General features: G+C 76.6%; 15 protein-coding genes. 3 read left to right on the top strand and 12 right to left on the bottom strand.

Annotation, left to right across the window (positions count from 1 at the left end):
• Window positions 1–444: 444 nt before the first annotated feature.
• Window positions 445–1,896, bottom strand: a complete 1,452-nt coding sequence (locus LO771_RS21825; RefSeq protein ID WP_230655046.1) for a hypothetical protein — start codon at window positions 1,894–1,896, stop codon at window positions 445–447.
• A gap of 541 nt (window positions 1,897–2,437) precedes the next feature.
• Here LO771_RS21825 and LO771_RS21820 point away from each other — a divergent pair.
• Window positions 2,438–3,160 carry a bifunctional DNA primase/polymerase gene (locus LO771_RS21820; protein ID WP_230655045.1) on the top strand — a complete coding sequence of 241 codons (723 nt, stop codon included), beginning with the start codon at window positions 2,438–2,440 and terminating at the stop codon, window positions 3,158–3,160.
• 145 nt (window positions 3,161–3,305) lie between these two features.
• On the opposite strand, the gene ftsY is transcribed toward LO771_RS21820, so the two are convergent.
• The 5 genes from ftsY to LO771_RS21795 form a co-directional block, all read right to left on the bottom strand.
• The gene (gene ftsY / locus LO771_RS21815; protein WP_230655043.1) at window positions 3,306–4,568 is read right to left on the bottom strand and encodes a signal recognition particle-docking protein FtsY; all 1,263 of its coding nucleotides are present in this window, start codon (window positions 4,566–4,568) and stop codon (window positions 3,306–3,308) included.
• A 115-nt stretch (window positions 4,569–4,683) separates the two neighbouring features.
• Complete coding sequence (locus LO771_RS30835; protein WP_308188966.1) at window positions 4,684–5,430, bottom strand: zf-HC2 domain-containing protein; 747 nt, start codon at window positions 5,428–5,430, stop codon at window positions 4,684–4,686.
• Window positions 5,427–6,044, bottom strand: coding sequence for a sigma-70 family RNA polymerase sigma factor (locus tag LO771_RS21805; RefSeq protein WP_308188965.1), 618 nt, complete (start codon window positions 6,042–6,044; stop codon window positions 5,427–5,429). Before LO771_RS21805 ends, LO771_RS30835 begins: the two co-directional genes overlap by 4 nt.
• A gap of 270 nt (window positions 6,045–6,314) precedes the next feature.
• Window positions 6,315–6,506 (bottom strand): DUF1508 domain-containing protein, encoded by a 192-nt coding sequence (locus tag LO771_RS21800; RefSeq protein WP_230655041.1) that lies wholly within the window; start codon window positions 6,504–6,506, stop codon window positions 6,315–6,317.
• Between the two features lie 203 nt (window positions 6,507–6,709).
• Window positions 6,710–9,529, bottom strand: coding sequence for a penicillin acylase family protein (locus LO771_RS21795; protein WP_230655039.1), 2,820 nt, complete (start codon window positions 9,527–9,529; stop codon window positions 6,710–6,712).
• A gap of 204 nt (window positions 9,530–9,733) precedes the next feature.
• Here LO771_RS21795 and LO771_RS21790 point away from each other — a divergent pair, with 204 nt between their 5' ends.
• Window positions 9,734–10,783 carry a phosphatidylinositol-specific phospholipase C domain-containing protein gene (locus LO771_RS21790; RefSeq protein ID WP_230655038.1) on the top strand — a complete coding sequence of 350 codons (1,050 nt, stop codon included), beginning with the start codon at window positions 9,734–9,736 and terminating at the stop codon, window positions 10,781–10,783.
• A 7-nt stretch (window positions 10,784–10,790) separates the two neighbouring features.
• Here the strand turns inward: LO771_RS21790 and smc are convergent, their stop codons facing one another.
• The 3 genes from smc to LO771_RS21775 all read right to left on the bottom strand — a co-directional run bounded on the left by smc (window position 10,791) and on the right by LO771_RS21775 (window position 15,711).
• On the bottom strand, window positions 10,791–14,480 hold the full coding sequence (smc, locus tag LO771_RS21785) for a chromosome segregation protein SMC (protein ID WP_230655037.1): 3,690 nt from the start codon (window positions 14,478–14,480) through the stop codon (window positions 10,791–10,793).
• 211 nt (window positions 14,481–14,691) lie between these two features.
• A complete protein-coding gene (locus LO771_RS21780; protein ID WP_230655036.1) occupies window positions 14,692–14,895 on the bottom strand; it encodes a hypothetical protein in 204 nt (67 codons plus the stop codon).
• Between the two features lie 537 nt (window positions 14,896–15,432).
• Entirely contained in the window at window positions 15,433–15,711 is a 279-nt protein-coding gene (locus LO771_RS21775) for an acylphosphatase (protein WP_230655034.1), read from the bottom strand.
• Between the two features lie 262 nt (window positions 15,712–15,973).
• Here LO771_RS21775 and LO771_RS30830 point away from each other — a divergent pair, with 262 nt between their 5' ends.
• On the top strand, window positions 15,974–16,864 hold the full coding sequence (locus LO771_RS30830; RefSeq protein ID WP_308188964.1) for a CAP domain-containing protein: 891 nt from the start codon (window positions 15,974–15,976) through the stop codon (window positions 16,862–16,864).
• A 363-nt stretch (window positions 16,865–17,227) separates the two neighbouring features.
• Here LO771_RS30830 and LO771_RS21765 read toward each other — a convergent pair whose 3' ends face one another.
• From LO771_RS21765 to mutM, 3 genes are all read right to left on the bottom strand, one after another.
• Window positions 17,228–17,818, bottom strand: coding sequence for a dihydrofolate reductase family protein (locus LO771_RS21765; protein WP_230655027.1), 591 nt, complete (start codon window positions 17,816–17,818; stop codon window positions 17,228–17,230).
• Window positions 17,819–18,004: 186 nt separating this feature from the next.
• Entirely contained in the window at window positions 18,005–18,415 is a 411-nt protein-coding gene (locus tag LO771_RS21760) for a PPOX class F420-dependent oxidoreductase (RefSeq protein WP_230655025.1), read from the bottom strand.
• 152 nt (window positions 18,416–18,567) lie between these two features.
• The gene (mutM, locus tag LO771_RS21755; RefSeq protein ID WP_230655023.1) at window positions 18,568–19,431 is read right to left on the bottom strand and encodes a bifunctional DNA-formamidopyrimidine glycosylase/DNA-(apurinic or apyrimidinic site) lyase; all 864 of its coding nucleotides are present in this window, start codon (window positions 19,429–19,431) and stop codon (window positions 18,568–18,570) included.
• Window positions 19,432–19,448 lie beyond the last annotated feature (17 nt).

Here is a 19,448-nt window from a genome sequence, read left to right as displayed (position 1 = left end):
GTGATGGCCGCTCCGCCCCCGGGCGCGTCCCTCCTGGGCGAGAGGGCCGTCCCGTGCTGCCCGCGGGCGTCGGCGATGCCAAGGAGCGTGACGGAGGCCGGTTTCGACCGGTGCGTCCGGCTGTTTCACGAGAGTGACGAGCGCCACTCCGGTGTTACACGGAGGTGAACTGCAGCCCGGCCGGGGCCGGGGCTCGTCTACTCTTCCCCGCCTGCACGCGGGCACAGCGGCGTCGGCCGCGGAAACCACCCGGATGCTGGGCGCGGGGCCGCCGGGCCGGAAGCGCCCGGGCGGTCCCCGCGACCGGGGCGCGGGGGCCCGGCCGGCGGACGGCCGGCGGATGGCCGGAACCGTGCGGTCGGACGCGGCACACGGCACGGCCCGCCGCGCGACGGGTCGCACGGCGGGCCGCAGGGGCGGGGCGGACGGGGGTCGCCCGCCGGGTCACACGGCGGAGGCGTACTCCGGGAGCGCGGTGGTGATGCGGTCGGCCAGCTGCTGGACGTCGGCGACGGAGGAGTAGTGGCGCAGCGCGGCGTCCGTGGTCTTGCGGATGCGGGTGTTCAGCCGCTCCGAGCGCACCTTGCCCGCGATGTCCACGGCCTGGTGGGCCATGGCGGCCGCCTCCTCGGGCTCCCCCTGGAGCAGGTGGACGCTGGACATCCCGATCAGGTTGAAGGCGTAGGACCTGCGGTGCGTCGGGTCCTCCCGGAAGAGGTCGACGGCGCGCTCCATCACCGGCGCGGCCAGCGAGGCGTACATCGGGCTGCGGCTGGCGTGGTAGGCGAGGTCGCGGTAGGAGTGCGCGTTCTCCGCGTTGAGCTCGGCCTCGGAGAAGAAGGAGATCCAGTCGGGCTCGCGCTCCCCGGTGCGGACGTCGCTGAAGGAGTCCTCGGCGAGCCGGACGGCGCGGTGGCACTTGTTGACCTCGCCCAGGCTGGCGTAGGCGCGGGCCTCCATCGCGTGGAGCAGCGCCGCCGTGCGGGGCGACGCGGTGTCGCGGCTGCCGTACTGGGCGAGGTGGATGAGCTCCAGGGCGTCCTCGCCCCGGTTGAGGTGGATCATCTGGCGGCTCATGTCGGAGAGGATGAGCGCGCCGAACGGCCGGTCGCCGGCCTCCTTGGCGGCGTGCAGCGCCAGCACGTAGTACTTCTGCGCGCTGGGGTGCATGCCGACGTCGTACGACATCCACCCGGCGAGGTGCGCGAGCTCCGCGGTGAGGCGGAAGAGGCGCTGGGTGGTCTCCTGCGGGTACGTCTCCTGGAGCAGGTCGGTGACCTCGTGGAGCTGCCCGACGACCGCCTTGCGGCGCAGGCCGCCGCCGTTCTGCGCGTCCCACTGGCGGAACATCACGGTGGTCTGCTCCAGCAACTGGAGCTCGGGCGGGGAGAGCCGGCCGGTGTGCGGCTCCCCGCCGTTGGCGGCGGCCAGGATCGGCGTCGGCGAGCCGGACGGGCCCGGCGCGAGCCAGCGCTGCAGGGGCTCGATGAGCGCGGAGCCGGCGGTGAGGGCCAGGGACGTGCCGAGGAAGCCGCGGCGGTTGAGCATCAGGTCGCTGCGCGAGTACTCGCTGATCAGCTGGACCGTCTGCTCGCCGCTCCACGGCAGGTCGACCTCGCCGGAGCCGGTCACCGGGACGGCGGCGCGCAGGCCGAGGTCCTCGACGGTGACGACCGAGCCGAAGCGCTCGGAGAAGAGCTCGGAGAGGATCTTGGGGATGGGCTCCCTGGGCTGTTCGCCGTCCAGCCAGCGCCGCACCCGCGAGGTGTCGGTGCTGACGTGGTGCGCGCCGGTCTGGCGCGCCCGTCTGTTGACCTGCCGCGCCAGCTCGCCCTTGGACCAGCCGCTGCGTGCGAACCAGGAAGCCAACCGCTCGTTCGGTTGCTTCTCTCCCACCGGAACGCCCCCATCCCGGGTTACCCCGCTGCCGTGCCCGACGGTCGCGGGCCGAATTCGTGATCCTGCGCGCCCGTCGGCATCGGCCGGGGGCGGTGGTCCGCTGCCGACGCTCCGTCAGGGGCAGAGGCCGGGCGCACAGGGTTCGCAGGATCTGCTGTCCTATGCCACCGGCATACCCGCGGACTGACACAGCGCCGCGGTCCGTGGACCGAACGTAACGCGCACTGAGCCGTCCAGGGGAGACGCGCCGGGGAAACGCCACCATTCGCCACCCCTGAGGGTGAACCTTTCCCCGACGTCCCGCGATTGACTGGACTCCATCGGCCCGAACGGGGCCGGCAGCGCAGCAACGAACCGTCCGCCACCGACGATCCACCATCCGTGCGCACCGCCGCAACGGCGTCGGGGAAACCGCTCTGGGCCGACGGTGTGAAAGACCGCCCTGCGCGCCGCCCGCCCGCGCCGCGCGTCACACGGATTCGGCAACACTGTGTCACCGTCGCGTAACCACCGGCGACGGATACCCGTTGGGGGAGGCATGGACATCCTGTTCGGCGATCTCAGGTTCGGCTCGCGGCGCCGCACCCGCGCCACCGCGCTCCACGCGGCGGCCGAGTACGCCGGGCGATGGGGCTGGTGGGTGGCCGCCGGCGCCCCGCCCCCGGGCCGCGGGCGGAACGGCGCCGCCGGCCCCGCCGCGGACGGCGGCTGCTGCTGCTGCGGACAGCGGCACTGCGCCGCGCCCGGCCTGCACCCGTCCGCCGCCACCCGGGCCCTGGAGGTCGGGCCGTGGGCGGAGCGCGCCGAGGTGCGGGCCGTGTGGGAGGCGGTGCCGCAGGCGTCCGTCCTGCTGCCGGCCGGCCGCACCTTCGACGTGCTGGACGTGCCGCTGGAGGCGGGCTGCCGGGCGCTGGTGCGGCTGGAGCGCATGGGCATCCGGCTCGGACCGGTCCTCGCCTCGCCCGCCGGGCGGGCGCTGTTCCTCGTGGCCCCGGGCGCGGCGCGCGAGCTCCCCGACCTGCTCTACCGCATGGGGTGGGACGACGCGGCGCTGGACCTCGTCTGCCACGGCGAGGGCGCGTACGTGGCCGCGCCGCCCACGGTGCTGGCCGGCCTGGGCGCGGCGCACTGGCTGCGGCCGCCGGGCCCGGGGACGGCCGGACGGCCGCCGGAGGCCCGGCTGCTGCTGGGCACCCTGGCGTACGCCTGCCACCGCAGCCGGGAGCCGGTCGGCGCCGAGGCCGCCTGGCTCGCCTCCTGACCCGCGCCCCCCTTCCCCGCGCGGCGGGCAGGCTTCCCCCCTTCCGGGCCCGCCGCACGGCAGAGGGCCGCCCCCGTGCCGGATACGGGGACGGCCCTCTTCTCCTGTCGGCGGCCTGCCGGCCGTCAGGCCCGGCAGGTCCCGGTCAGTCCCCGATCAGGGCGTCGACGAAGGCGCCCGGCTCGAACGGAGCCAGGTCGTCGGCGCCCTCGCCGAGGCCGATCAGCTTGACGGGGACGCCGAGCTCGCGCTGGACGGCGATGACGATGCCGCCCTTGGCGGTGCCGTCCAGCTTGGTGAGCACGATGCCGGTGATGTCGACGACCTCGGCGAAGACCCGGGCCTGCACCAGGCCGTTCTGGCCGGTGGTGGCGTCGAGCACGAGGAGCACCTCGTCGACCGGGCCGTGCTTCTCCACGACCCGCTTGACCTTGCCCAGCTCGTCCATGAGGCCGGTCTTGGTGTGCAGGCGCCCGGCGGTGTCCACCAGGACGGTGTCGGCCCCCTCGGCGGCGCCCTCCCGGACCGCGTCGAAGGCGACCGACGCCGGGTCGCCGCCCTCGGGGCCGCGGACGGTGCGGGCGCCCACCCGCTCGCCCCAGGTCTGGAGCTGGTCGGCGGCGGCGGCGCGGAAGGTGTCGGCGGCGCCGAGGACGACCTTGCGGCCGTCGGCCACCAGCACGCGGGCGAGCTTGCCGGTGGTGGTGGTCTTGCCGACGCCGTTGACGCCGACGACCAGCACCACGGACGGGCGGCCCGCCTCGGCGGCCGAGTGCCGCGACGAGTGCAGCGAGCGGTCCGCGTCGGTGCCGATCAGGGCGACGAGCTCCTCGCGGAGCAGGCCGCGCAGCTCCTCCGGCGTACGGGTGCCGAGGACCTTGACGCGGGTGCGCAGGCGCTCCACCAGCTCCTGCGTGGGGGCGACGCCGACGTCGGCGGTGAGCAGGGTGTCCTCGATCTCCTCCCAGGTGTCCTCGTCGAGGTGCTCGCGGGAGAGGAGCGAGAGCAGGCCCTTGCCCAGGGAGTTCTGGGAGCGGGACAGCCGGGTGCGCAGCCGCACCAGGCGCCCGGCGGTGGGTTCGGGCACCTCCAGCGGGGGCGCGGTGACGGCGCCCTCGGCGGAGACGGGCGCCTCGGGCCCGGCGGGGGCCTCGGGCAGGGGCGGCGCCTCGGGGGCGGCCTCCGGGGCCGCCGTGCCCGTGGGCAGGTCCACCTGGTCGATGGTGCGGGTGGGGGTGTCCCGCGGGGTCTCGGCGTCCTCGCCGACCCGGGGCTCGGCTGTCGGCGTCCCGATCGGGACGCGCGACGACGGGGGCAGTGTCCTGCGTCGTCTGCCGCTGACGACGAAGCCGGTGATCGCACCGATGGCGACCACGGCGATGGCTACGGCAAGGATCACGTATTCCATAACCCCCCCAGTATCCGTGCTCGGGGGCCCGCAGCCGCAGCGGTGGGGCCGACCGGCCGGAGCGGCCGGCGGGGAGCCGGCCGGCGGGGCCGCGGACGGGACGGCGGCGGGGCCGTCAGAGCGGCACGGTCACCAGCCGGCCCCCCTCCCCGGTGCGGACCTCCAGGCGGTCCAGCTCCGGCCGGTACATCCCGGCGCCGCCCCGGACGAGGAGCGGTTCGGGCGCGCCGGGGACGCCGTAGCCGCTGCCGGGGACCTGCCAGTTCAGCACCACCTGCTGCTCCCCGGTGCGGGAGACCGCGACCAGGCTGCACCGCAGGGGGCCCCTCACCCCGCTGAGCCGCAGGCCCACCTCGGTGCCCCACCGCTTGGGGCTCAGGGCCACGGTGGCGGTGACGCCCGTGGCGGTGTCGGTGGCGGTGTGCTGCTCGCCGGAGAGCACGGGCGCGGCGGCGGTCGTCCGGGGGCCGGAGGCGACGGTGGCCGCGACGACCGGTCCGCCGACGACCAGGACCGCCGCGGCGGCGACGGCCAGCAGGCGCCGGGTGCGGGTGCGGCGGCGGGCCGCGGAGACGTCGGCGAGGGGCCGGTCGAGCAGCGGGGGCGGGGCGGCGGGTCCGGGGCGGGGCTCCCGCACGGGAGGGGCGGGCGCGACGGCGGGGAGGGCGCCGTCGAGGGCCCGGACGTCCGCGAGCTCCGCGAACTCGGCCAGGACCGGCTCCAGCCCCCCGAGGGCGGAGGCCTCGGCGGCGCACCGGGCGCAGCCGCGCAGGTGCTCCTCGAAGAGCGTCCGGTCGGGCTCGCCGAGCACCCCGAGGACGTAGGCGCCCACGTCGGCGTGGCGGTCCGGTGCCTGCGTCACGATGTCACCCCCCGCTCCTCCAGCGCGAGCCGCAGCGAGCGCAGCGCGTAGTACACCCGGGACCGGGCGGTCCCGGGCGGGATGCCGAGCAGGCGGGCGGCCTCGTCCACCGTGCGGCTCTTGAAGTACGTCTCGATCAGGATCTCCCGGTGCGCCGGCGTGAGGGCCCCGAGGGCGTCGGAGATGGTCATCATGCGCAGGGCGCGGTCCAGCTCGTCCTCCGCGGGCAGGGTCTCCAGGGGCGACGGGTCCACCTCCTGCGGCCGCGCGAGGCGGCTGCGGTGGCCGTCGATCACGATACGGCGCGCCACCGTCACCAGCCAGGGGCGGAGCGAGCCCGCGGCGGGGTCGAGGCGGTCGGCGCTGCGCCAGGCGCGCACCAGGGTCTCCTGGACGACGTCCTCGGCGCGGTGCCGGTCGCCGGCGACCAGGCGCAGGACGTAGGCGAGGAGCGGTCCGGCGTGCTCCCGGTAGAGGGAGCGCATCAGCTCCTCGTCGGGCGGCGGGGCGCCGGGCGGCGCGGACCCGCCGCCCGGGCCCCTGCCGCGGTCCCGCTCGCGGCCGCGGTTCCGGCTCCGCGACGGGCCGTCGGTCACGGCGGCGTGGTTGCGCACCGGTGCCTCCTGGTCGGTCCTGGGCCGGTCGGGACGGGACGGGCGTCCGGACGGGACGGGACCGGCCGCCCGGCGGCCGTCCCCCTCTTCACGCGTGCGGGGGGCCGGACCGCTCAGGGCGGCGTGTGGAGGTTCGGTGAGGGCGCGGGAGTGCGGGCCGGGCGGAGGCGGGGCGGAAACGAGCGGGGGCGGCAGGCCCGGTGGGGGGAGGGCGGAGGCGGGAACGGGGCGGGGCCGCGGGCGCCGTCGCCCGCGGCCCCGCCCGCGGCGTCAGGCGTCGGCGGCGGCGACGTCCTTGACCTGGGCGTAGGGGGCGAGCTTGCGGATGGTCTCGATGCCCTTGAGGCACTGGTCGCGGCTGTCGTACGCGTCGCCGACGATGAGCACCCGGCCGTCGGACGCCTTGAGGCGGAAGCGGTGGGAGCCGGAGTCGTCGGTGTATATCTCGAACTTGCCTGCCATGGGATTCACCTTTCGTGGGTCGCCCCCCAGCGGCACCGTAAGGCGCCGCCGGGGGGCGGGCATCCCGGCTCCGTCGTTCGGGTCAGTCCCGGCCGTCCGGGGGGCGGTCCCGGCCGTCCGGTCGCGGCCGTGCGGGTCGGTCGCGGGCGCGCCGGTGGGGCCCGGCCACGCCGGGAGGCGCGGCCGTCCGGGCCGGTCCCGGCTCAGCGGTGCCCGGCGAACCGGACGACCTGCTGGTAGGTCGGCCGGTTCTGCCAGGAGATCCGGGCGTCGGTGATCCCGCCCAGCGGCCGCTGGACGACCGTGTCCGCGCACCACTGGTCGCCCGCGGCGCAGCCGTCGCCGCCCGGGTAGACCTGGGCCGGGGTGAGCGCGGCGGCCTGCGCGAGGCTGTCGAGCAGCGCCTGCCGGCAGCGGGCCGGGTCGCCGCCGCCGCAGTACGGCTCGGCCAGGGGGCCGGCCACCGGCTCGCCGAGCACCGTCCGCAGGTCCTTGTCGACGTACGACCACCAGCCGTACTGGAAGGCGGAGCCCCGGTGCGGGATCGAGCCGTTGACGTCCCCGCCGGCCGCCGGCGCGCCGGAGGGCGCCTCGTCGACCTGGAGCGCGCCGGTGAGCGCGGCCGTCAGCGGCTCCCCCAGCCCGTCGCCGAACTCGGCGCGGACCAGCAGCGGCCACCAGGCGTCCATGGTCCGGACCGCGTCGGCGTCGGCGTAGCGGTGGCTGCCGGGCGCGGTCTCGCGGCGCTTCGCGCCGTGCGCCAGCCACGTCTCCAGCCGCCGCACGGCGCCGTCGAGCGCCGGGTCGGTGACGGGCGCGCGGCGCAGGACCCGCAGCAGGCCGGGCAGCACGTCCTCGCCCCGCAGGTCGGTGAGGGCGGCGTCCTCCATGGCCTGCACGAGGGCGCTGCGGGTCACCGGCGTCCCGCTGTGCACCAGGGCCGCCACCCGGTCGTCGAGGAGGTCGGCGCGGTGGACGGACCCGTCGCCGAAGCCGGCGGCGGCGTAGCCGCCGGCCTGCCGGTTGTTCCAGGAGACGTAGTAGCCCTGGTCCCGGGACTGCGGGTGCTCGGCGGGCGGGGCCAGGTCGGCGGTGCCGGCGTCGGGGTCGAAGCCGCGCCACTCGTACCGCGGCTCGGCGAGCACGGGCAGGCCGGGGTCGACGCCGTCGGCGCGCACCGGGTTCGCGCCGGAGTTGTAGTACGCGGTGTGGGCGGAGTCGGCGTAGAACCAGTTGAAGGTGTAGCCGACGTGCCCGGCGGCCTCCTGGAAGGTCGCGGCGGAGTGCACGGCCCCCGGGTCGTTGAACATCTGGAAGCCGACGATGGAGTCGGCCTCGTGGCGGTAGGTGGAGCGCAGGGAGGTGAAGGCGACGGGCCGGCCGCCGACGGTGCCGCGTGCGGTCACCAGCCCGTACCGGGTGCGCCGCATGACCAGGGTGTAGGAGCCGGCGGGGGTGGGGTCGGCCGCGGTGGGCCGCCAGGCGTCCCGGCGCTCCAGCCGCTCCATGGGCGTGCAGGTCCCGTGCCACAGGTAGGAGTCGGATGCGGTGGTGGCGGTGGAGCCGTCGGCGTTGCAGAGCGGCACGGCGTAGGTGTCGGTGATGTCCTGTCCGGCGGAGGTGGCGCTCCAGGCGTAGTCCTGCCCGCGGCCGAGCTGGACGTAGAAGGAGAGTCCGGCGAAGGCGGCGCCGCGGGCGCTGATGCCGGGCCCCTGGAGCTCCTCCAGCATGAGCAGCTGCGGCGCGAAGTAGCCGGTCTGCGGCCCGAAGACGGCGACCGGGCGGCCGCCCTCGGCGTACCGGCCGGAGACGACCAGGGCGTTGGACATGCCGTGCCGGGCGGTGAGCAGGTCGGCGGGCAGGACGCCCTTCGCTGCGGTGGGGGCGGTGGAGGCCCCGGTGCCGGCGGCGTCGTGGACGAGCCGTTCGGGGACGACGGAGCCGGGGTCGGGCATCGCGGTGCCGCGCGGGTCGGCGGGCGGCAGGGCGTAGGGGAAGCGCTGCCCGTCGTGGAGGGTGCGCACGGCCTCGGGGTCGTCGGCCTCGCGGAAGGAGGCCCAGACCCGGTCCCCCGCGACCGTGCCGTAGCGGGCCTGGGCGGCCTGCCTGACCAGGGCGGACTGCAGCTCGCCGCCGCCTCCCGAGCCGAACAGCGCGCCGACGACGGAGGCGAGGGCGACGAGGTCGGCGAGGCGGAAGTGGTCGATGGAGCCGGCGTTGGTGATCGGGTCGACGTGGCCGGTGAGGTCGTACTCGCCGGGGAAGGTGCGGGTGCGGCGGGCCCGGTCGATGTAGGCGTTGACGCCGTCGAGGTAGGCGTTCGCGTCGTCGAGGGCCTGCCGGGCGCGGGGGCCGGAGGCGGCGAGGGTGTCGATCTGGGCCTGGAGTTCGGCCTCCGTGTAGGGGGCGGCCTGCCAGAAGGACTTCTCCAGGGCGCGGTTGGCGGCGGCGCCGCCGGCGAAGCCGCTGAGCTCGCCCCGGCCGACGTGGCGGAAGAGGTCCATCACCCACAGCCGGTCCTGGGCTGCGGCCCAGCCGGCGCCGTATTCGGTGCCGTACCGGGTGGTGCCGGTGATGTGGGGCACCCCGGTCGCCCTGTCGCGGACGATCGCGACGTCGGCGCGGGGGCGGACGGTGCTGGCCACTTGGTCGGCGGGGACGCCGAAGGAGGCGTCGCCGAAGAAGCGGCCCAACTGGCCGTCGGTGAGGCCGGGGTAGCCGTCGGCGAGGGCGGCGTAGGGGCCGAGGCGGTCGTCGGTGTGGGCGGGGCGGGTGCCGAGGATCCGGTGGGCGAGGATGTCGGCGAGGGTGGCGTTGCCGTTCTCGCCGGGCGGCAGGATGTCGTTGCAGCCGCCGCCGCAGAGGTCCGCCGGGGCCGCGGCCGCCGCCGCGGGGGCGGTCGCGGCCGCGGGGGCGGTCGCGGCCGCGGGGGCGGCGGGGGCGAGGGCGAGGGCGGTGGTCGTCAGCAGGGCGGCGGCCGCGGCGGCGGCCTGGAGCCCGAGGGTCCGGATGCGTCGTTGCATGCCTGCTCCTCCGTCGGGGCAATGCTGCTGACGGTATGTCTGACAACGGAGGGCGCCCAGACGGTGCGCGGAGCGTTGCGAACGGTTTGACGAAGTTGCTTGTCATGTCACCTCAAATCCGCTCGGATGGTCGGAGCTGCCGTCGGCGGTCCGCCCGGACCGCCGCCCCGCGCCGCCCGCGCGGCGCCCGCCGAGGAGGCCACGTTGACCCTTCGCCGCACGTCCGCCGCCGCCGCGCTGCTGGCGCTGACCGCCGTCCTGGCGCCTGCCCGGCAGGCCTCCGCCGCCGACACCGGCGCCCTCCCCCTCGCCTCGGCCACCACGGTCGGCCTGCACAACACCTACGACCCCGCCGCCTTCGGCTTCCTCGCCCAGGCCCTGGACACCGGCACCGGCATGGTCGAACTGGACGCCTGGACCGACACCGTCACCAAGGAGTGGAAGGTCAGCCACTCCAACCCCCTGGGCAACAGGAACAACTGCGTCGCCGCAGCCACCCCCGACCGCCTCTACACCGGCGGCGCGAACAAGGACCTGGAGAGCTGCCTGGACGACATCCGCGTCTGGCTCGGCGCCCACCCCGGCAGCGGCCCGCTGCTGGTCAAGCTGGAACTGAAGCAGGGCTTCGCCGCGAACCGAGGCATGGGCCCCGCCCAGCTGGACGCCCTGGTCGCCGCCCACCTGGGCCCCGCCGTCCTCCGCCCCGCCGACCTGCTCGCCCGGTCCGGCGGCGGCGCGTACGCGACCCTGGACGAGGCCGCCCGCGCCGGGAACTGGCCCGCCCGCGCGCAGCTCGCCGGCCGGGTGCTGGTCGACGTCATCCCGGGCACCGTGGAGGAGTCCAACCCCTTCGACACCCTGCACACCGACGTCGAGTACGCCCGCCACCTGCGCGACCTGGCCGCTGCGGGCCGGATCGGCGAGGCGCAGGTCTTCCCGGCCGTGCACGGCGCGGCCCCGGGCGACCCCCGCACGAAGTACTCCGACGCCTCGCTCCGGCCGTGGTTCGCCGTCTTCGACGGCGACGCCTCGGCGTACGCCTCCGGCACCGACACCGGCTGGTACGACCGCAACCACTACCTGCTGGTGATGACGGACGCCCAGAACGTCTCCCCCGCCATCAGCGCCACCGACCCGGCCGCCGAGCAGGCCCGCGCCCGCACGCAGCAGCTGGCCGCCGCCCATGCGAGCGTCGTCTCCAGCGACTGGCGGCACCTGCCGGAGGTGCAGTCCCTGGTGCTGCCGCGCGGCTGACCGGCCGTCAGCCGTCGGCGGGGGCCGGCACGCCGGGGCCGTCCCCGGCCGGGGCGCCCTCGGCGGGTGCGCCCCGGCCGGGCGCCGCGGCCGCGGCGCGGGCGCGCGGGCGGCGCTCGCGGTGCTCCTCGCGCAGCCGCTGGCTGATCACCTGGGAGATGCCGTCGCCCTTCATGGTGACGCCGTAGAGGGCGTCGGCGGACTCCATGGTGAGCTTCTGGTGGGTGATCACGATGAGCTGGGAGGACTCCCGCAGCTCCTCCATGATCCCGATCAGCCGGCGCAGGTTGGTCTCGTCCAGCGCCGCCTCCACCTCGTCCATGACGTAGAAGGGGCTGGGGCGCGCCTTGAAGATCGAGACCAGCAGCGCCACCGCCGTCAGCGACCGCTCGCCACCCGACAGCAGCGAGAGCCGCTTGACCTTCTTGCCCGGCGGCCGGGCCTCCACCTCGACGCCGGTGGTGAGCATGGACTCCGGGTCGGTGAGGAGCAGCCGGCCCTCGCCGCCGGGGAAGAGCCGGGCGAAGACGCCCTCGAACTGCGCCGCCGTGTCGTGGTACGCGGCGGTGAAGAGCTGCTCCACCCGCTCGTCGACGTCCCGGACGATGTCCATCAGGTCGCGGCGGGTCCGCTTCAGGTCGTCCAGCTGCTCGCTGAGGAACTGGTGGCGCTCCTCCAGCGCCGCGAACTCCTCCAGCGCCAGCGGGTTGACCTTGCCCAGCTGCTGGTGGGCCCGCTCGGCCGCCCGCAGCCGCTTCTCCTGCTCCGCCCGGACGTAGGGGCGGGGCAGACCCGCCGGGTCGTCCTCCGCCCGCTCCTCCCCCTCCGCCGGGGGCGGCGCGGGCACCGGCCGGTCCGGCCCGTACTCGCCGAGCAGCGCCGCCGCCTCGATGCCGAACTCCTCCAGCGCCCGCGCCTCCAGCTGCTCGATGCGCAGCCGCTTCTCGGCCCGCAGCACCTCGTCGCGGTGGACGGAGTCGGTGAGGCGGTCCAGCTCCTCCTTCAGCTCCCGGCCGCGCGCCCGCTCGCCCGTCAGCTCCTCCTCCCGGGCGGCACGCTCCTCCTCGACGGCGCGGCGCTCCCGCGCCGCCCGCTCCAGGGACGCCTCGACGAAGGCCAGCAGCTGCCGGGCGCCCTGCGCGACGGCCCCGGCGACCTCCGCCTCGTACGCGGCCCGGCGGCGCTGCGCGGCGGCCCGGGCCCGCGCCTCCCGCTCGGCGCGGGCGCCGCGGTCCAGCGCGTCGGCGCGGCCGGACAGCCCCCGCACCCGCTCCTCGTGGGTGCGGACCGCGAGCCGGGCGTCCACCTCGGCCTGCCGGGCGCGGGACGCCTCCTCGGCCAGCCGGTCGCGCCCGGCGGTGTCGGGCTCGTCCTCGGCGGGCGCCTCCTCGGCGGCGGCGAGGCGCTCGGACAGCTCCGCGTGCTCGGCGGCGGCCTGCTCCAGCGCCGCCTCGGCCCTCGCGGCGGCGGCGGCCGTGCGCTCCGCCTCACCGGCGGCGGCGCGGGCCTGGCCGCCGAGGCGGCCGAGCTGCTGCGCCACGGCGGAGCGCTCCTTCTCCGCGCTGCGGCGGCGCGCGGTCAGCTCCTCGACCTCGGCGGCCAGAGCGCGGCGGCGCGCGGCGGCCTCCTCGGCCCGGGCCGCCAGCCCGGCGGTGCGGGCGGAGAGCTCCTCCAGGGCGGCGGCGGCCTCGTCCACGGCGGCCTGCGTCTCCAGCAGGGTCGGCGCGCCGGCGGAGCCGCCGTGGGCGAAGCCCGCGCCCAGCAGGTCGCCGTCGCGGGTGGCGGCGGTCAGCCCGGGGTGGTCGGCGAGGAGCGCCTCGGCGTCCTCCAGGGTGTCGACCACGGCGGTGCGGTGCAGCAGGCCGCGGACGGCGGGCAGCAGCCGCGCCGGACCGTCCACCAGGTCGGCGGCCCAGCGGGCGCCCTCGGGCAGGGCGGCGTCGGCCGGAGCGGCGGGGTCCGGCACGGCGGGGTCGGGCGCACCGGCGACCAGCAGGGCGGCGCGGCCCGCGTCGGTCTTGCGGAGCAGCCGCAGCGCGTCGGCGGCGGCGGGGACCGCGTCCACGGCGACCGCGTCGGCGGCGGCGCCCAGCGCGGCGGCGACGGCGGCCTCGGCCCCCGGGACGACGGTGAGCAGGGCGGCGGCCGGGCCGAGGACACCGGCCAGTTCACCGCCGGCGGCCAGCAGCGCGCCGGTGCCGTCCTTGCGGCGCAGGCCCAGGGCGAGCGCGTCGCGGCGGGCGGTGAGGGCGGCGCGCTCCCGTTCGGCGGCGGTGACGGCGTCCCGGGCCCGCCCCTGCTCCTCCTCGGCCTCCGCGAGGCGGCGGCGCGCCCGCGCCCAGTCGGCCTCCGCCTGCTCGTCGACCGCGTCCAGTCCCTCGACCTGTTCCCGCAGCAGCTCCTCCTCGGCCGCGGCGGCCTCCGCGCGGAGCACCGCCTCGTCGCGGGCGGCCGCGAGGCGGCCGATCTCGGCCTCGGCCCCGGCCGCCCGGGAGGCGGCGGCGGCCACCCGGCCCTGGAGCCTGGCCAGCCCCTCGCGGCGGTCGGCGAGGGCGCGGGCGGCGTCGCGGAGCCGCCGGTCCTCCTCCGCCAGCGCCCGCTCCAGCGCGGAGCGCCGCTCCACGGCCTCGGCGAGGGCGTCCTGCGCCTCCTCCAGCGCCTCCGCGAGCGCGGCCTCCTCCTCCCGGATGCGGGCGGCCTCCCGCTCCATGTCCTCCGGGTCGCGGCCGCGCCGCTCCTCGGCGGGCCGGGCCGCGGCGTGCCGGACCCGGGCGTCGGCCAGGCCGACGGTGCCGCGCACCCGCTCGGCGAGCGAGGAGAGCTGGAACCACGTCTCCTGCGCCTGCTCCAGCCGCGGCCTGAGCTGCTGCACCTGCGCCTCCAGCACCGCCTCGCGCTGCCGGGCGCCCGCCAGCTGCTGCTCGACGGTGGAGCGGCGCAGCCGCAGCGCCATCTCGTCGGCGATCTCCGCCTCGACGGCGTGGCGCAGGGTGACGAGGTCGTCGGCCAGCAGCCGCAGGCGGGCGTCGCGCAGGTCGGCCTGGATGACGGCCGCGCGGCGGGCGATCTGCGCCTGGCGGCCGAGGGGCTTGAGCTGGCGGCGGAGCTCGGCGACGAGGTCCTGCACCCGGTTGAGGTTGGTCTGCATCGCGTCGAGCTTCCGCAGCGCCTTCTCCTTGCGCTTGCGGTGCTTGAGGACGCCGGCGGCCTCCTCGATGAAGGCGCGGCGCCCGGCGGGGTCGGCGTGCAGGACGGAGTCCAACTGGCCCTGGCCGACGATGACGTGCATCTCGCGGCCGATGCCGGAGTCGGAGAGGAGCTCCTGGATGTCGAGGAGGCGGCAGGTGTCGCCGTTGAGGGCGTACTCGGAGCCGCCGTTGCGGAACATCGTCCGCGTGATGGTGACCTCGGAGTAGTCGATGGGCAGGGCGCCGTCGGTGTTGTCGATGGTGAGGGAGACCTCGGCGCGGCCGAGCGGGGGGCGGCCGGCGGTGCCGGCGAAGATGACGTCCTCCATCTTGCCGCCGCGCAGCGACTTGGCGCCCTGCTCGCCCATCACCCAGGACAGCGCGTCGACGACGTTGGACTTGCCGGAGCCGTTCGGTCCCACCACGCAGGTGATGCCGGGCTCGAACCGGAGCGTGGTCGCGGAGGCGAAGGACTTGAAGCCGCGCAGGGTGAGGCTCTTGAGGTGCACGCGCCGTTCTCCTTGCTCTGGACCGCACAAGGAGCGTAACGGGGGAGGACGGCGGGGCGGTGTGAGGCGCCCGCGGTTTCGCGGGGGACGCCGGTGGGCATCTTGACGGCAGCAGGAGCTGCTGCGGGGGAGACGGGGGGAATGACGAAGGGACGCCGGTGGCCGGCGTCCCTTGCAATTCCCGGCGGCACCGCCGCCTGATCGGGTTCGATCAGGTGAGGGCGGGCTCCCGCTGAGGTACGTCGATGCTGCTGAGCAGCCTCTGCTCGTCGGCGACGGCAGCCAGGGCGTCGTTCTCGGCCTGCATCCGGTTCAGCTCGGATTCCAGGTCCTGGACACGCTGCTGGAGCCGTCGCATCTCGGCGAGCAGTCGCGGGTCGGGACCGCCGACGTAACCGAGAAGCGCCTTTGCCATGATGAGTGGTCCTCCACGCTGAGTGACCGACCTTTGTGAGGTGCTGGTCTAGGGGGAAGGGTGCGCACCGCCACGCGCTCTTCGCAGGTCTGCCGTGACAGCTCTGCCGGGGGAAACACGTACGGGTGAGCGGGTTTCCAGCGTCTCACCAAACGCTGTACGGGTCAACACGATCACAGCGCGCAACGCCCGGCGCCCACCTGCATGGCGGAACACCCACGCCGAGGGGGGCGGTTCCGACGGCCCGTGGCCGGACGATCACCGCTCGGTGGGGAGTCAACCACGTCACGGGCCGACCGTGCAACCACATGACGACGGCAGGTGCCGCTCAGCGGACGCAGCCGTCCGCGTCCGCACGGTCGGCAGGCGCCCGCGGGCGGTCCTCCCCGCCCGCCCCACGGGCGGCTGCGCCCCCGCACGGGGGAGCCGGCAGGGGCAGGCGCCCCGGCAAGGACAGGCGTACCGGCGGGGACAGGCGTACCGGCGGGGCGGGACCACCGGCAGGCGGCGCGGCCCGGCGGGCCGCGCCAGGGGCGCTCAGCGGATCGCGAACCCCTCGTACCCGGCGCGCGGCACCCCCCAGAGCTCGGTCACCCCGTCCACCCGGCCCGGCGTGCCGGCGCCGCGCAGCAGGACGAGCAGGCGCTCGCACTCCTCCCGCGCGCCCTCCGCCACGACCTGGACCCGGCCGTCGGAGAGGTTGCCCGCGTATCCGACCAGGCCGATCTCCAGCGCCCGGGCCCGGGTCCACCAGCGGAAACCGACCTCCTGGACCTTTCCGCGCACCCATGCGGTCAGCCGGACGTGTTCGTGCATGCGGCGACCCTACGGCGCGGCGCCCCGGGAGTTCCCTCCGGCCCCACCCGTCATACCTGTACAGTCCTGCCATCACCCGAAAGGGTGAGAGCACGGTTCTTGTCACCGGTCGGGGGGATCGGGAGGGTTCCTAACAGCCATGTCCCGACATGCGCGCACGTCCAAGCCGCAGTCGCAGCAGCCCGCTGCAGGGGCCCGGGGGGGCCACCGGCGCCATGCCGCGCCCGCCGCCGCACCCGCGGCGACCCGTCCCGCAGGACCGGTGTCCCACCGCCGCCGCGGACGGGAGCCCGGCCCCGCCGGGGGTCCGGCCCGGGCCGTCCTCGCGGTCTGCTGCACCGCCCTCGCCGCCGGCGCGGGCGGGGTGATCAGCGGCCTGGTCCCCATGCCCTCCACACTGGCCGGCTCCGCCGTCGTCGCGGGCGGGCCGCCCGCCGCGCAGACCGCCGTCGCCGAGCCCGGGACCGGCACCGGAGACGGCACGGCCGCAGGCGCCGCGGGCACCACCTCGACCCGGGCACCCGGCGGCGCGGCCGCCCCCGGCGCGGCCCTCCCGGCCCCCCGTCCGTCCGAGCCCGCCGGGCGGGACCAGGACCGGAGCCCGGTGCCGTCCCCCACGGCCCCCTCCCCCGCGCCCTCCGCCAGCACGTCGCCGGTGGCGGCGCCCACCGCCGACGCCCCGGCCGCCGGCTCCACCGCGACACCCGCGCCCACGGCCGACGCCGGCACCGCCCCGGCCCCCACGGCCGCCTCGACCGGCAGGTCCGCGGACAGCCGGGCCGCCGTGGCCTCCGCCGTGCTCACCCTCGTCAACCAGGAGCGGGCGAAGGCCGGCTGCTCCCCGGTGGCCACCGACCCCCACCTCGCCAAGCTGGCACGGGACTTCAGCGACGACATGGCCGCCCGCGGCTTCTTCGACCACACCGACCCCGACGGCCGCAGCCCCTGGGACCGCGCCGCCGCGGCGGGCATCTCCTACCTCGGCGGCGAGAACATCGCCCGCGGGCAGCAGACGCCGGAGGAGGTCATGGACGCCTGGATGAACAGCCCCGGCCACCGGGCGAACATCCTCAACTGCGACTACAAGCGCCTCGGCATAGGCGTCCACGAGGGCGCCGGCGGCCCCTGGTGGACCCAGGACTTCGGCTTCTGAGAGAACCCGCAGGCCGGCGACCCGCAGCAGGCCGGGGGCCGTCCCCGGGCCGTCGTCCGCAGCGTCCGCGGACCGGAAGGTGCGGCCGGCCGCGGCCCGGGTCCCGGTCCCGCGGACGGGCATCAGCTGCGTGCAGACACGCGGGGTGCGCCCGGGTCGTGACGGCGCGGGTATCCGCCCGGGGCCTTCCGCCCTCCCCCGCGTCCGGGAGGACCGAGGCGCGGAAAGGAACCTGCGACGGCGGCGGCAGGCCGGCCGACCCGCCGCGGAGGACTGCGGCCGGACACCGCCCGGCGGCCGGTCGGGAGTCGGAACCGCCGGGCCGCTGCCGGCACACCGCGCCAACGGGCGTGACTCCGGGGATCAGGTGTCCGCTCGCCCGTAGACGGCGATGATCACACCGGACCCGGTCGCACGGCTGTCGGTGAGCCGGTGGGCGGCAAGGTCGTTCCCGGTGTCCGCGAACAGGCGGCGGCCGGACCCGAGGACGATCGGGTGGATCATGAGCACCAGTTCGTCGACGAGAGCGCGCTCCAGCAGGGATCGGACGAGCAGGCCGCTGCCGAACACCACCAGCTTCTCGTCGAGCCGCTTCTTGAGCCCGGCGACCTCCTCGGTGGGCTCACCTGTGAGAAGTGTGGAGTTCTGCCAGGGCAGGGGCTCGGTCGCGGTGGTCGACACGACGTACTTGCGGACCTGGTCGAGGGCCTCGGTGAACGGGTTCGCGCCCTGCTTGGGCCAGTAGTCGGCGAAGTCCGCATAGGTGGTGCGGCCGAGCAGCAGGGCCCAGGCGGACGACATGCGTTCGCCCATGACCTGCTGCATCAGGGGGTCCTGACGCTCCGTGGCCCATCCGCCGTGGCGGAACCCTCCCCGCCGGTCCTCGTCGGGGCGCCCCGGGGCCTGCATCACACCGTCCAGCGTGACGTGCTCGATCACGACAACCTTGCCCATGCCCAGTCCGATCGCTGTCTCCGAAGCCGGACGCGCATCCGGCCCTGACGTTCAAGGAGACCGGGACGGCGACCGTTTCTCATCGGCCCGACGACAGCTCGCGGCGGACCGGCGCGCATCCTGCCCGCGGGGAGCGGACCGGTGCGGGCGGTGCGGGCGGTGCCGACGGGTCAGCGGGTCGGCGGGTCAGCGGGCGGCGGTGCCGAGGACGCGGTGGGGCGTGATGCGGACGACGACGCGGACGGTCTCCGGGGGGAGGTCCAGGTACTCCTGGCCGGCGCCCGGCCCCTCGTACTCCTCCGCCAGCCGGACCGCCAGCGCGCGCCCGACGTCCTCGGTGACGGCGGCCGTGCCCCGCACCTCGACGTAGCGGAGGGCGTCGTGGCGGTCGTGGACGGTGAGGCTCACCCTGGGGTCCCTGCGGATGTTCCGCTCCTTCCACCGGCCGGCGGCGGTGGAGACGAGGAGGTCGTCGCCGTCCCGGGCGACCCAGACGACCGAGGTCTGGGGGCTGCCGTCGGGGTTGACGGTGCCGAGGACCGCCGGGTTGGCGTCGTCGAAGAGCCTGCGCGCGGCTTCGCCGAGGGTGGTGGGCATGCGCGTGATCCTAGGGGGCAGCGCGCGGCGGGGCGAGGGCTTTCCGGGGGCACGGATGCGGACGCGGACCTGGATGCGGACGTGCGCGCCCACGGGCGCCGGGGCGGAGGGGCCCGCCCCGTCCCGGCCCCCGCCACGGAGGTGACGGACCGTCAGGCGGTGCGGGGGGCGGGCTGGCAGCGGGGGCAGAAGTAGCTGGAGCGGTTCATCCACGGCTCGCGGCGGATGGGGGTGCCGCAGCGGCGGCACGGCTCGTCGCGGCGCCCGTAGGCGTCGAGGTCGCGGGAGAAGTAGCCGCTCTCGCCGTTGACGTTGACGTAGAGGCTGTCGAAGCTGGTGCCGCCCGCGGCCAGGGCCGCCGTCATGACGTCCCGCACGGACTGCAGCAGCAGGGCGGTCTGCGGCCGGGTGAGGCCGGCGGTGGGCCGCTCGTAGTGGAGGCGGGCCCGCCACAGGGCCTCGTCGGCGTAGATGTTGCCGACGCCGCTGACGAGGCTCTGGTCGAGCAGGGCACGCTTGACGGTGGTGCGGCGGCGGCGCAGGGCGGTGTGGAAGACGCCGTCGTCGAAGCGGGGGTCCAGCGGGTCGCGGGCGATGTGCGCGATGGCCAGCGGGGTGGCCTCGGGGTCGCCGGGCTCGGCCGGGTGGACGGTGAGGCCGCCGAAGGTGCGCTGGTCGACGAAGCGCAGCTCGCGGCCGCCGTCGGTGAACCGCACGCGGACCCGCAGGTGGGTCTCGTCGGGGGCCTCGGGCGGCTGGACCAGCAGCTGGCCGCTCATGCCGAGGTGCCCGAGCAGGGAGGCGCCGGTGTCCTCCACGGGCAGCCACAGGTACTTGCCGCGGCGGTGGGCGGGGCCGAGGGTGCGTCCCGCCAGGCGGGCGGCGAAGTCCTCCGCGCCCGCGGTGTGGCGGCGCACGGCGCGGGGGTGGAGGACCTGGGTCTCGGCGACGGTGCGGCCGCTGACCCAGCGGTCCAGTCCGCGGCGGACGACCTCGACCTCGGGCAGTTCGGGCATGCGGCGGTCCGGTCCTC

The sequence above is a fragment of the Streptacidiphilus sp. ASG 303 genome, assembly GCF_020991365.1.
In the GTDB taxonomy this organism is placed as follows: domain Bacteria; phylum Actinomycetota; class Actinomycetes; order Streptomycetales; family Streptomycetaceae; genus Peterkaempfera.
The sequence above is the reverse complement of the archived record's forward strand: the minus strand, read 5'-3'. Positions and strand labels throughout refer to the sequence as shown.